Origin of the sequence: Streptomyces sp. A3M-1-3, assembly GCF_024213665.1 — a bacterium.
Lineage (GTDB): Bacteria > Actinomycetota > Actinomycetes > Streptomycetales > Streptomycetaceae > Streptomyces.
Window position 1 is genome coordinate 243,224 of the sequence record NZ_JANAVP010000001.1, and the last position, 13,291, is coordinate 256,514.

8 protein-coding genes and 1 pseudogene are annotated in these 13,291 nt (G+C 71.3%); 2 read left to right on the forward strand and 7 right to left on the reverse strand.

Annotation, left to right across the window (positions count from 1 at the left end; translation table 11 throughout):
* Positions 1–21: 21 nt before the first annotated feature.
* The 3 genes from NLX86_RS01175 to NLX86_RS01185 all read right to left on the reverse strand — a co-directional run bounded on the left by NLX86_RS01175 (position 22) and on the right by NLX86_RS01185 (position 6,196).
* Positions 22–1,908 carry an acetolactate synthase large subunit gene (locus NLX86_RS01175; RefSeq protein ID WP_254369630.1) on the reverse strand — a complete coding sequence of 629 codons (1,887 nt, stop codon included), beginning with the start codon at positions 1,906–1,908 and terminating at the stop codon, positions 22–24.
* Positions 1,909–2,123: 215 nt separating this feature from the next.
* Entirely contained in the window at positions 2,124–4,964 is a 2,841-nt protein-coding gene (locus NLX86_RS01180; protein WP_254369779.1) for an EAL domain-containing protein, read from the reverse strand.
* Positions 4,965–5,257: 293 nt separating this feature from the next.
* Positions 5,258–6,196 carry a 2-hydroxyacid dehydrogenase gene (locus NLX86_RS01185; protein ID WP_254369631.1) on the reverse strand — a complete coding sequence of 313 codons (939 nt, stop codon included), beginning with the start codon at positions 6,194–6,196 and terminating at the stop codon, positions 5,258–5,260.
* A 76-nt stretch (positions 6,197–6,272) separates the two neighbouring features.
* On the opposite strand from NLX86_RS01185, the pseudogene NLX86_RS01190 reads away from it, so the two are divergent.
* Positions 6,273–7,266, forward strand: a pseudogene (locus NLX86_RS01190) (aldo/keto reductase).
* A 123-nt stretch (positions 7,267–7,389) separates the two neighbouring features.
* Positions 7,390–8,568, forward strand: coding sequence for a PQQ-dependent sugar dehydrogenase (locus NLX86_RS01195; RefSeq protein WP_254369632.1), 1,179 nt, complete (start codon positions 7,390–7,392; stop codon positions 8,566–8,568).
* A 42-nt stretch (positions 8,569–8,610) separates the two neighbouring features.
* Here NLX86_RS01195 and NLX86_RS01200 read toward each other — a convergent pair whose 3' ends face one another.
* The 4 genes from NLX86_RS01200 to NLX86_RS01215 form a co-directional block, all read right to left on the reverse strand.
* Positions 8,611–11,646 (reverse strand): helix-turn-helix transcriptional regulator, encoded by a 3,036-nt coding sequence (locus NLX86_RS01200; RefSeq protein ID WP_254369780.1) that lies wholly within the window; start codon positions 11,644–11,646, stop codon positions 8,611–8,613.
* An 86-nt stretch (positions 11,647–11,732) separates the two neighbouring features.
* A complete protein-coding gene (locus NLX86_RS01205) occupies positions 11,733–11,978 on the reverse strand; it encodes a hypothetical protein (protein ID WP_254369633.1) in 246 nt (81 codons plus the stop codon).
* 85 nt (positions 11,979–12,063) lie between these two features.
* Positions 12,064–12,663 (reverse strand): hypothetical protein, encoded by a 600-nt coding sequence (locus NLX86_RS01210; RefSeq protein ID WP_254369634.1) that lies wholly within the window; start codon positions 12,661–12,663, stop codon positions 12,064–12,066.
* A gap of 51 nt (positions 12,664–12,714) precedes the next feature.
* Positions 12,715–13,275, reverse strand: coding sequence for a GNAT family N-acetyltransferase (locus tag NLX86_RS01215; RefSeq protein ID WP_254369635.1), 561 nt, complete (start codon positions 13,273–13,275; stop codon positions 12,715–12,717).
* Between the last annotated feature and the right edge of the window lie 16 nt (positions 13,276–13,291).

Consider the following 13,291-nt stretch of genomic DNA (forward strand, 5'->3'; position numbering starts at 1 on the left):
CGGTCTTCTCTCTCGGACTTCTCAGTCGTCTTCGTTGTCGCCGAAGTCGGGGCGGACGCCCCGGGCTGCCATGACCTCGTCGTTGGAGGTGCCGGCGGCGACCATCGGCCACACCATGGCGTCCTCGTGGACGATGAAGTCGATCACGACCGGGCGGTCGTTGATGGCGTTCGCCTCGGCGATGACCTTGTCCAGGTCCGCCGGGTCCTCACAGCGCATCGAGACACAGCCCATGGCCTCGGACAGCTTGACGAAGTCCGGGACTCGGGTGCCCTGGCGGGGTGCCGTGCTCGCGCCGACCTGTGAGCCGGCCACGTCGTGGCCCGTCTCGTCGGAGTGCAGCACCGTGCTGGAGTAGCGCTGGTTGTAGAAGAGGGTCTGCCACTGGCGGACCATCCCGAGCGCGCCGTTGTTGATGATCGCGACCTTGATCGGGATGTTGTTCAGCGCGCAGGTGACCAGTTCCTGGTTGGTCATCTGGAAGCAGCCGTCGCCGTCGATCGCCCAGACCGTACGGTCCGGCATGCCGGCCTTGGCGCCCATCGCGGCCGGGACCGCGTACCCCATCGTTCCGGCGCCGCCGGAGTTCAGCCAGGTGGCGGGCTGCTCGTACTGGATGAAGTGCGAGGCCCACATCTGGTGCTGGCCGACGCCGGCCGCGTAGATGGTGCCCTCGGGGGCGAGTTTGCCAATGCGCTCGATGACCTGCTGCGGCGAGAGGCTGCCGTCGTCCGGCAGGTCGTAGCCCAGCGGGTAGGTGTCGCGCCAGCGGTTGAGGTCCTTCCACCAGGCGGTGTAGTCGCCGGTGCGGCCCTCGCTGTGCTCGGCCTGGACGGCCTGGACCAGATCGGCGATCACTTCTCGGGCGTCGCCGACGATCGGGACGTCCACGGCGCGGTTCTTGCCGATCTCGGCCGGGTCGATGTCGGCGTGGATGATCTTCGCGAAGGGCGCGAAGCTGTCCAGCTTGCCGGTGACCCGGTCGTCGAAGCGGGTGCCCAGCGCGATCAGCAGGTCGGCCTTCTGCAGCGCGGTGACGGCGGTGACCGCACCGTGCATGCCGGGCATTCCCACGTGCAGCGGGTGGCTGTCGGGGAAGGAGCCGAGCGCCATCAGGGTGGTGGTGACGGGCGCTCCGGTGAGCTCGGCCAGGACCTTCAGCTCGGCGGTGGCGCCGGCCTTCATGACGCCGCCGCCGACGTAGAGCACGGGCCGGTTGGCCTGGACGATCAGCTTGGCGGCCTCGCGGATCTGCTTGGCGTGCGGCTTGGTTACGGGCCGGTAGCCGGGCAGGTCCTGGGTGGGCGGCCAGCTGAAGGTCGTCTGCGCCTGGAGGGCGTCCTTGGCGATGTCGACGAGGACCGGGCCGGGACGGCCGGTCGAGGCGATGTGGAACGCCTCGGCGATGGTCCGCGGGATGTCCTCGGCCTTGGTGACCAGGAAGTTGTGCTTGGTGATCGGCATGGTGATGCCGACGATGTCCGCCTCCTGGAAGGCATCCGTGCCGATGGCCTTGGAGGAGACCTGGCCGGTGATCGCGACCAGTGGGACGGAGTCCATGTGGGCGTCGGCGATCGGGGTGACCAGGTTGGTCGCACCGGGTCCCGAGGTGGCCATGCACACGCCGACCTTGCCGGTGGCCTGGGCGTAGCCCGTGGCGGCGTGCCCGGCGCCCTGCTCGTGGCGGACGAGGATGTGCCGGACCCGCTTGGAGTCCATCATCGGGTCGTAGGCGGGGAGGATTGCGCCGCCCGGAATGCCGAAGACGGTGTCGCACCCTACTTCCTCGAGAGAGCGGATGAGGGACTGCGCGCCCGTGACGTGCTGAGTCGCAGCGGTCTGGTGTCCGCCGGTACGGGCCCGCGGCTGCGGATGGTGGGCCCCGGTGGCCTGCTCGGTCATCGGCATTCTCTTCTCGAAGCTGAGGATTTTGCGAGGAGATGTATCTGTTTGGCAGTAGTGCCAGTGCAACAAAAAACCCCTCGTGCCGTGAGGCAAGCGAGGGGAGCGCGCCGGAATGGGTCTGCAGGGTTTTCATGTGGCCCTGCTCAGCCGACGCGCTTTCCAAGTACGAGAATTCGGGTGCGCATGGCACTGACCTTCCCCCCGGCGCGCGGGGGCTGTCAAGTGGGTGGGACGCGCGTCTCATTATTTGAGCCATGGCGTACGGGCAGTGAACCGCCGGCCAGGGCCGGCAGAGCGGCCACACCGGGCACCGGAAACTCAGCCCGGACCAGGGCGCGTCGGAGCCTGTACTCGTCGAGCGGCCCGGAGAAGGCCATCCCCTGGCCGTGTGTGCATCCCATCCCGCGCAGCACGAGGACCTGCTCCGGAACGTCCACGCCGTCCGCGACGGACTGCATACCCAGATCGTTGGCGATGCGCAGCAGCCCGGAGGTGATCTTGTGAAGTCTGGCCGATTCCACCACCCCCTCCACCAGCCCCCGGTCCAGTTTCAGTACGTCGACGGGGAGCCTGCGCAGGGCGCTGATCGCGGCATACCCGCTGCCGAAACCGTCCAGCGCGATCCGTACGCCCAGCCTGCGCAGCGCCACCAGGCGCCGCTCCAGCTCGTCGAACGGCACGCGGGGGTCACTGTCGGCCAGTTCGATCACCAGGGCGCCGGAGGGCAGCCCCTGCCGGGTGAGCAGGGCCTCGACGGAACCGCGGGGCATGGCCCGGTCAAGCAGCCGGTGGGCGGACATTCGGACGGACACCGGGACCTCGTGACCGGCGCGGTGGCGCTCGGCGGCCTGCTCCGCGGCCTCCTCGAGGAGCCAGCGGCCGAGTTCGGCGGTGCGGGAGCCCTCCGCGGCCTCCGTGCTGTCCGTGACCCGCAGGAATTCGGCCGGGGTGAAGAGGATGCCCTGCGCGGATCTCCAGCGTGCCTGGGCGGCCACGGCGGCGATCCGGCCGTCCGCCAGGGAGACGACCGGCTGGTGGAGGAGCGCGAACTCGCCGTCGTGGAGCGCGGCGCGCAGCCGGGTGGCGAGCTCGGCCCGCCGTACGACGTCGGCCTGCATCTGCGGCGCGTACAGCTCGACGCGGTCCTTGCCGGCGGCCTTGGCCCGGTACATCGCCAGGTCGGCGTTGCGCATCAGATCGGTCGGGGTGATGCCCTCCTCGGCGAAGGCGACGCCGATGCTCGCCGCGACCCGGACGTCGCTGCAGCCGATCCGGTACGGCTTGGAGAGCGTGACCCGCAGCCGGTCGGCGATCTCGTGCACCTGGTACTCCCGGGCGCTGCGGTCGCGGCCTCCGTCGCCGAGGATGAGCGCGGCGAACTCGTCACCGCCGAGCCGGGCCGCGGTGTCCCCCGCCCGTACCGAGTCCTGGAGGCGGCGGGCTGCCTGGATCAGCAGCTCGTCGCCGGCTTGGTGGCCGATGCTGTCGTTCACCGCCTTGAAGCCGTCGAGGTCGATGAAGAGCACGGCCGTGCCGGGGTCGGAGGCTCTGCGGCCGGTCAGGGCCTGCCGGACCCGCTGGGTGAACAGGGCCCGGTTGGGCAGGTCGGTGAGCGGGTCGTGTTCGGCGTTGTGCTGCAACTGCGCCTGGAGGCGGACCCGTTCGGTGACATCACGGCTGTTGAGGATCAGGCCGCCCTGATGGCGGTTGACCGTCGACTCCACGTTGAGCCAATCGCCGGTGCCGGACTTGAAGCGGCACTCGATGCGGGTGGTCGGCTCGTCCGCGGGCGGCGCGGCCAGAAACCGCCGGACCTCGTGAACGACCCGGCCCAGGTCTTCGGGGTGGATGAGCATCGAGAGCTCGGAGCCGACCAGCTCCTCGGCCTCCCGCCCGTACACCCCGGTGGCGGCCGGGCTGACGTACCGCAGTATGCCGGTGGGGGCGGCGATCATGATCACGTCGCTGGAGCCTTGCACCAGGGAGCGGAAGTGGTTCTCCTTCTGGGCCAGCTCCTGGGTGAGGGCGATGTTGTCGACGAGCATGATGCCCTGGCGGACCACCAGGGCCAGGACGACCGTGCAGGCGGTGAAGACCACCACCCGGTCCACCCGGCGGCCGTCGATCACGTTGTACAGGATGCCCAGGGTGCAGACGGCGGCCGCGAGGTACGGCGTGAGGGCCGGCAGCGAGCCGGTGATCGGGCGGCTGTGCGGACGGGGACCGCGGAGGTGGTATCCGGCGCCGTCCCCGCCGTGCAGCGCGCCGCGGGCGCCCCACGGGGCGTACGCGAGGAGCAGCGAGCCGGCGAACCAGCCGGCGTCGAGGAGCTGGCCGGAGCGGTAGTTCTCACGGAGCAGCGGCGAGGTGAACAGCGCGTCGCAGAGCACGGTCAGGGCGAGCGCCGCGATGGCGGTGTTGATCGCGGAGCGGTTGGCGTTCGACCGCCGGAAGTGCAGGGCGAGGACCATCGACACCAGCACGATGTCCAGCAGTGGATACGCGAGCGACAAGGCGGTGTGCGCGACGCTCTCGCCTCCGTCGGACTGCGCGGTGTGCGCGAGCGCGAGGCTCCACGAGAGGGTCAGCAGCGAGCCGCCGATCAGCCAGGAGTCCAGCGCGAGGCAGACCCAGCCGGCCCTGGTGACCGGCCGCTTGGCGAGCACGAGCAGTCCGACGATGGCCGGCGGCGCGAAGCAGAGGAAGAAGAGATCGGCCGGGGAGGGGCTGGGCATCTCGCGCCCGAGCACCACCTCGTACCAGCCCCAGACAGCGTTGCCACCGGCCGCCATCATGGAGGAGAACGCGAACAGCAGCCAGGCCGGCCGGAAGCGGCTCTCATTGGTGCGCGCGTAGAGACAGCAGGAGACTGCGGCGAGCAGCGCGGCCGCGCTGAGACCGAAGTCCCCCATGACCAGGGCAAGTTGGGGAGACCCCCAGCCCAGCGCCGCCCCGGCGGCATAGCCGCCGCACACCAGCGCGAGCATGAGCTGGGCGAGCAGGCTCTTCCCGCCGCCGGGGACCGCACGCCGACTCAGCAGCGCCCCGGGGGCGCTCACCGGGCCGCCCTGGCGGGCACCGCCGGAGGCTTGTGTCTGCGGTTGGGCGCGCGCCGGCGTCGGCGGCCCTGCCGCGTCGGATCGTTCGTCCATTGGCCGTGCATCGCCCGTCGCCCCCCTTACCGTCCGATCAACACCCCAGCGCCGTACAAACCGTGGCGCAGCCCCTTGCTCGGGACGATACACCAGTTTCGTCACTCAGGGACATAGTTTCTCTACTCTCCGTGACCAATAAGGGAGTTGAGAGCACTCGGTGCGTGCGGACGGCTGCGGAGCGTGTCCGCCCCGAGCCGCTATCCCGTGGTGAACACGACGTTCTCCACCGGCTCCCCCGCCGCGAACCGGGTCAGCTGAGCCGCCAGCAGACGCTTCGCACGCGGCATGAACGCCGAAGTGCTGCCGCCGACGTGGGGACTGATGAGGACGTTCGGAGCGTGCCAGAGCGGATGGCCCGCCGGAAGCGGTTCCGGGTCGGTCACATCGAGGGCGGCGCACAGCCGGCCGGACTCCAGTTCGGCCAGTAGGGCCTTGGTGTCCACCACGGGACCGCGGGCGACGTTCACCAGCAGGGCCCCGTCCTTCATCCGAGCCAGGAAGTCGGCCCCCGCCAGCCCTTTCGTCCGCTCCGTGAGCGGGGTGGAAAGGATCACCACATCGGCTTCGGGAAGCAGCGCCGGGAGTTCGGAGAGGGCGTGCACCGGGCCGCGCTCTGTGGCGCGGGCGGAGCGCGCGACGCGCGCCACCCGCGCGCACTCGAAGGGTGCGAGCCGGTCCTCGATGGCGGCACCGATGGACCCGTAACCGACGATCAGCACGGACTTGTCGGCGAGCGCGGGATAGAAGCCGGCCCGCCACTCCTCACTGTCCTGACCATGTACGAAGCCGGGTATGCCGCGCAGTGAGGCGAGGACCAGGGCGAGGGTGAGCTCGGCCGTGCTGGCCTCGTGGACACCGCGGGCGTTGCACAGGCATACGCCCACGGCGAGTTCGGGAAGTCCGGGCTCCACGTGATCGATTCCGGCCGAGAGTGTCTGTACGACGCGGACGGACCTCATCGCGGCCATCGGTCGGACCGCGATCTTCGGCCCCTTCATGTACGGCACCACATAGAAAACGCAGTCGGCGGGGTCGGCGGGAAAGTCCTCGCCGCCGTCCCAGAAGCGGTAGTCGAAGCCCGCGGGGAGCCCTTCGATCTCGTCGGCCGGAATCGGCAGCCACACATCTGAAGTCATGGTCAGGAGGCTATGCGAAGCAGCCGGAACCTCAGAGGTTGGTTTTGGGGACGGCCAGAGGGAGGGGTACGGGCAGGTGGAGCGCAGGACAATCGGGGCGGCAGCGCTCGAAGTGGGCGCCGTCGGACTCGGCTGCATGCCGATGAACTGGGCCTACACCGCCTCGCAGCAGAACGGCGAGCGCTCGCTGCGCACCGTGCTCGCCGCGCTCGACCGGGGTTCGACGCTCCTCGACACGGCGGAGTACGGCCCCTTCACCAATGAACTGCTGCTCGGCCGGGTGCTCAGGGAGTTGCGGTCCGAGGCGTTCGTGTCCACCAAGTGCGGGCTGCTGGTGGGCGATCAGCACATCGTGGCCAACGGCCGCCCCGGCTATGTGAAGCGGGCGTGCGACGCCTCGCTGCGCCGGCTCCAGACGACGTGATCGACCTCTACCAGCTGCACCGGGCCGATCCCGAGGTGCCGGTCGAGGAGACCTGGGGTGCGATGGCGGAGCTGGTGAGCGCCGGGAAGGCGCGGGCGCTCGGGCTGTGCGCGGTCGGGGCGCGGGCTTCGCGCCGCCCGGGCGCGCGGATGCATGACGGAACGATCCGGCAGCTGGAGCGGGTGCAGCAGGTCTTCCCCGTGAGCGCGGTGCAGGCGGAGCTCTCGGTGTGGTCGCCGGAGGCGCTGGACGCGCTGCTGCCGTGGTGCGAGGCGCGCGGCGTGGGCTTCCTGGCCGCGATGCCGCTGGGCAACGGGGTTCTGACCGGGACGCTGACCCCGGGGCAGGGCTTCGAGCCGGAGGACGTACGGGCCAGGCATCCGCGGTTCACCGCCGAGATGATGGCGGCGAACCAGCCGGTGGTGGCCGGGCTGCGGCGGGTCGCGGAGCGGCACGGCCCCGGCACGACCCCGGCCCAGGTGGCGCTGGCGTGGGTGCTGGGGCGGGGCGGCACGTGGTGCCGCTTCCCGGCACCAATCGGGAGCGGTGGGCGGTGGAGAACGCGGGCGCGGACGGTGTGCGGCTGACGGCCGGAGACCTGGCGGAGATCGCCCGGCTGCCACCCGCCCGGGGGCCTTGGGAATGACACCGCCGGCCCCGGAATGTAAGCAGGATTCGAGCCCACGAACGAGGACGGGAACCTCCGCGGCGCGAGCGGTGTACTTGTTCGTGTGATGTGCTGAAGTCAGGCGGACGAGAGGGACTGACCGTGCGACGTTCTGCTGTGACGGCCGTGATGGCCACTTCCGTACTGCTGTTCGCGGCGGGCTGCTCCTCCGGGAGCAACGACCCGCCCGGCAGCCCGGAGCGGCGCGGTCCTGCCTCGGCATCCTCTGCAGCGCAGTCGCCGCCGTCCACCGGCGGGTCCGGCGGCTCCGGCGCTCTGCCGCCGGCGAAGGGCTCCGTGACGGTGGCCGGCGAGGTCGCCACCGGACTCGCCTCGCCCTGGGGCCTGGCTCCGCTGCCGGACGGGGATCTGCTGACCACGTCGCGCGACGAGGGGACGATCACCCGGATCGACGCGGAGAGCGGGCGGAAGACCGTGATCGGCTCGGTGTCCGGGGTGGCCCCCGGCGGCGAGGGCGGCCTGATGGGCCTGGCGCTCTCGCCGTCGTACGCCTCGGACCACATGGTCTACGCGTACTTCACCACCGAGTCCGACAACCGCATCGCCCGCATGCTGTACGACGAGAAGAAGCCCACCGGGCAGCAACTCGGGGCCCCCGACACGGTGTTCAGGGGCATCCCCAAGGGCTTCATCCACAACGGCGGGCGGATCGCCTTCGGCCCGGACAAGATGCTGTACGCGGGGACGGGCGAGACGGGCGACACCGGGCTCGCGCAGGACAAGAAGTCGCTGGGCGGCAAGATCCTGCGGATGACCCCCGACGGCGAGCCGGCACACGGCAATCCGGAAGCGGACTCGGTGGTCTATTCGTACGGGCACCGCAATGTGCAGGGGCTGGCCTGGGACGCGGAGAAGCGGCTGTGGGCGGCGGAGTTCGGGCAGGACACGTACGACGAGCTGAATCTGATCGAGCCCGGCAAGAACTACGGCTGGCCGGAGGCCGAGGGCAAGGCGGGCAAGGAGGGTTTCGTCGACCCGGTGGCGCAGTGGAACACGGATGAGGCGTCGCCCAGCGGAATCGCGTGGGCCGAGGGCTCCATCTGGATGGCGGGCCTGAAGGGCGAGCGCCTGTGGCGCATCCCCCTGGACGGCGCGGAAACTCTGGACCATCCCCAGCCGTTCCTCGAAGGGGACTACGGGCGGCTACGCACGGTGGTGGCCGCCGGCGGCGACAAGCTGTGGCTGGTCACGAGCGAGACGGACCGGCGCGGGTCGCCGGAGGAGGGCGACGACCGGATTCTGGATCTGCGGGTGAAGTGACCGCGAGGCCGGAGGGGGCGGGTGCGGTAGTCGATCGCCCCCTCACGAAGCCGCTTGCACCGGACTGAACAACCGCAGCCGATGCGCGAGGGCCGCCGCCTCGCCACGGCCCGCCACGCCCAGCTTCGCCAGGATGTTGGACACGTGCACACTCGCCGTTTTAGGAGAAATGAAGAGTTCCTCGGCTATCTGGCGGTTGGTGCGGCCCACCGCAACCAGGCGTAGGACGTCCTGCTCCCGGCTGGTCAGGCCGAGGGCCTCGGCCGGGTCCGCCGGCTGTTCGGCTGCTTCGGGGGTGGCCGCCAGCGGCAGGCGGGCGCGCTGGGCGAGCAGTGCGATGTCCTCCCGCAGCGGGCGGACGCGCAGTCGCTCCGCGGTGGTGTCGGCCTGCCGGAGCAGTTCGGCCGCGGTCTCCCGGGCATCCCCGGGTGCGGCGGCCGGCAGCAGCGCCTCCGCCAGCCGGAGGCGCACCTGCGCCAGCAGGTACGGGCGCTCCAGCGGGGCCACGGCGGTGGCCGCCTCCGTCCAGCGGTCCACGGAGTTCCGGCCTTCGGCGCGTTCCAGTTCGGCCGCGAGGTACAGGGCGTGGGCCGTCCACAGCGGTACGGGGGTGGCCAGTCGCCGGGCAGCGCCACGGATCAGAGCCAGGGTTCCGGGCCGCCCGGCCTCGGCGGAGGGCAGCCCGCGCGCCTCGGCCTCCGCGCGGGCGGCTGCGAGCAGCAGCGGCCAGCCGTAGCGGTGGGTGCCGGGAGGGAAGCCCGCTTCGAGGGTGCGTTCCAGCTCGGCGCGTGCGTCGAGGATGCGGCCCTCCGCGGCCGCGAGGCCGATCGCGACCCGGGACAGCGGGAGGGCATGTTGCGGCATCGGGTCGTGGGTACCGTAGTGCTCGTGGGCGGCCGCCAACTGGCGTTCGGCTTCGGCGAGTTCCCCGCGCGCGAGTGCCATGTCGGCCAGGTGCCAGGCCGCCGCTCCGCGCGGCTTGGCACTCTGTGCGGCCTCCTGCATGCGCTGGACCCGCTCGGCCGCCTCGTCCCAGCGCCCGAGGGCGAGGAGCGACTCGGTCATGTTGCCGAGCGCCCACGCCTCGACGTCCAGCAGGCCGTACTTCCTGGACAGTTTGACGCCCTCGGCCGCGATCTCCACCGCGTCGCGGGACCGCCCGAGGGACTCCAGGACGGACGGAAGGTTCACATGGCTGCGGCCGACCTCGCTGAACAGGCCCATTTCGAGGACCCGGTTCTTGACGGCGTACATCTCGGCCAGACCGTTCTCGATGTCGCCGGCGTCGGCGAGCAGGGCGCCGACCGTGAGCCTTGCGGTCAGTTCGATCTCCTCGGCCTCGACCAGCCGCGCGTACTCCACGGCCCGCTCGGCCGCCGTCAGGCTGTCCGGGCCGGGCGCATGCAGATGTCCCCAGCTCGCCACGCTCGCCAGCACGCCGGCGTGCACCGCCGACGGCGGCAGGCCCCGGACCAGCTCCTGGGCGGTGCCCAGCTCCGCCCAGCCGTCGCCGCGCGCCAGGCTCTGGATCAGCTTCGAGCGCTCGGTCCAGAACCAGGCGGCGCGCAGCGGGTCCTTCTCGCCGTCCAGCAGCCGCAGCGCCTTCTTGGTGATCATCAGGGCCCGCTCGCGCTCCCCGCCGAGGCGGGCAGCGACGGCGGCTTCCGCCAGCAGGTCGAGCCGGCGCAGCGGGGTGGTCGCCGGATCGCAGCCGCACGGAGGGTAGACCTCCGCGTAGTCCGCCGGGCGCAACGCCTGGCGGACCTCGGCCGGGACGTCCTCCCACAGGTCCATGGCCCGCTCCAGCAGGCGCAGTTGCTCGGAGTACGCGTGCCGCCGGCGCGCGGCCACGGACGCCTCCAGTACGGCGGGCAGCGCCTTCACGGTGTCGTGCGCGTAGTACCAGTAGCTGGCCAGCCGGATGGGCCGCTCGTCGGCCCGTACGAGCGACGGGTCTGCCTCCAGCGCCTCCGCGTACCGGCGGTTGATGCGGGACCGCTCACCCGGCAGCAGATCGTCGCTGACGGCCTCGCGGACGAGGGAGTGCCGGAACCGGTAGCCGTCGCCGTCGGCGGTGGCGTTCAGGATGTTGGCTCCGACGGCGGAGCGCAGTGCCTCGATCAGCTCGTCCTCGGTCAGCCGCGCGACGGCGAGCAGCAGCGGGTACTCGACGGTGGAGCCGCCCTCGGCAACCATCCGGACCACCCGCTGGGAGTCCTCGGGAAGCGCCTCGACCCGTACGAGCAGCAGATCGCGCAGAGAGTCGCTCAGACCCGTCCGACAGCGGGTCCCGATGCAGCAGGCGAGTTCCTCGACGAAGAAGGCGTTGCCGTCCGAGCGGGTGAAGACGTCGTCCACCAGTGCCTGTTCGGGCTCGACGGCGAGAATTCCGGCGAGCTGGCGGCGGACCTCGGAGCGGTTGAAGCGGGACAGTTCGATGCGCTGCACCGTCCGCAGCCGGTCCAGTTCGGCGAGCAGCGGGCGCAAGGGGTGGCGCCGGTGGATGTCGTCCGCCCGGTAGGTGGCGACGACGACGAGCCGGCCGCGGCGCAGCGTGCGGAAGAGGTAGGAGAGCAGATGCCGGGTGGAGGCGTCCGCCCAGTGCAGGTCCTCCAGGGCGACCACGACCGTACGGTCCATGGCCAGGCGCTCCAGAAGGCGCACCGTCAGCTCGAAGAGGCGGGCGGTGCTCTCCTCCTGGTGCGGGCCCCTGGGGGCCTCGCCGAGTTCGGGCAGCAGCCGGGCCAGTTCGTCCTCCTGGCCGGCGGCCGCGGCGGCCAGCTCCTGCGGGAGCTGCCTGCGCAGGGCGCGCAGCGCGGTGGAGAACGGCGCGAACGGCAGCCCTTCGGAGCCTATTTCGACGCAGCCGCCCACCGCCACGACGGCGTCCCGGCGGCATGCCTCGGCGAGGAACTCCTCGACGAGCCGGGTCTTGCCGACTCCCGCCTCACCGCCCACGAGCAACGCCTGCGGCTCTCCCGCGGCGGCGCGGGAGAGCGCATCGGTGAGTACGGACAGTTCGTCGGCGCGGCCGACGAACACGGGGCTGACAGACCTGGTTTCCACGCCGCCGAGCATCGCACAGGCGTCCGGCGCCGGGGCAGCGGTGAGGCGGACGACCGCCGTACCGGTATCCACGTGGCCCGGCTCCACGCGGCCCGGCTTCATGCGGCCCGGGTGAACCGGGACCGCAGGGCACTCACCGTCCCTTCCTGATCATTTTGACCGGACCGCCCGGCAGCGGCACGACGGGCAGCACGGCGGGCCTTGGCGGCCTGCCGGACCTGCCGGGCGGTGGCGGCCTCGCGGATCAGCTGGTCGTGGCGGAGCTTGTGGGTCTCGTACTCGAACATCTCGTACTCCCTGGTGACAATTCCCTGGGTGACCGACGGTTCGTCGGCGTGATCCAAGGTTCGTCCCCCAGGGGGCCTCACCACATCGGGCGAGTGCCGCATCTGCGCGGCCCGGGGGTCCTTAGCCGGACCCCGGACCTGCTTAGGAGCCGGGCTTCGGGAGGCTCACGAGTACGTCGGAGTACATGAGGCCGGCGATCAGCAGGCCGAGCGCGCCGAGTGCGACGGCCCCCCAGGCGAACGACCGGACCCAGACCGGCTGCGTCCGGCCGGGAGCACCGAAGGCCGGGCGGGCCAGGACGAAGAGGCCGACGAGCAGGGCCAGCACCGCGAAGGCGCCGTTGACCAGGGCGGTCATGTGCCAGGCATCGCCGTAGAGCGCGGAGATCTGCTGGGCGGGGGTGGCGCTCTGCGCGGTTTCGATCTGGCCGATGAGCATCTGGCGCTCAGCGACAACCCGGCTCACCCACGTCCCGGTCAGCGACGCGACACCGAGTCCGGCGCCGACGACGGCCGCGGCACCCGCGCCGATGACGGACCGCTCGGCGGCGGAGTCGTCGCCGCGGTGGGCCTCGTCGGCGTCTGTGTCCGCGGTGTCCAGGTGGCGGTCGTCGTCAACGTCCACGACGTCGGCGGTAGCGACGGCCTTGGTGTCGGTGTCGGTGTCGGTGTCGGTGTCCGTTTCGGTGTCCGTTTCGGTGACGGTGCCGGTGTCAGGTGTGGCGGCGTTCTTGGTATCCATGGTTCCGCACCGTAGGGGCCGTTTCTGAGAGCCCACTGAGAATGCGCGGAGCTACGCCGGCTGCCACTCCGTGGCCAGCACCGACCAGATCTCCAGGTCGCGACGGACTCCGCGGTACAGGAAGCTCTCCCGCATCACGCCCTCCCGCGTCATCCCGAGCCGCTTGGCGACAGCCAGGCTGCGCGCGTTCGCCGCGGAGGCGATCCACTCCACCCGGTGCATACCGCGCTGCCCGAACGCCCAGTCGATCAGGCACCGCGAGGCCGTCGTCACCAGGCCGCGGCCCGCGGCGGCCGGCTCCAGCCAGCAGCCGATCTCGCAGTTCCCGGCGGTGGCGTCGAAGATCCGGAAGAGGACACCGCCGACCAGCGTGCCGTCCAGCCAGATCCCGTAGATGCGCCCGGCGTCCGCCGCCTGCTTCTGCGCGTATCCGGTCAGGAATTCTCGCGCCGAGGTGAGGTCGGTGGCGCGGTCCGCGAGGCCGATGTGCTCGCCGACGTAGTCGCGCGCCCGGTTCATGTGGGCGAGGAACTCCTCGGCCTGCCAGGGCTCCAGTGGGCGCAGCTGGGCGTTGCAGCCGAGGGATTCGTCACCGAGGGATATGGAGAACATGAGGTCAGGTCCTGTC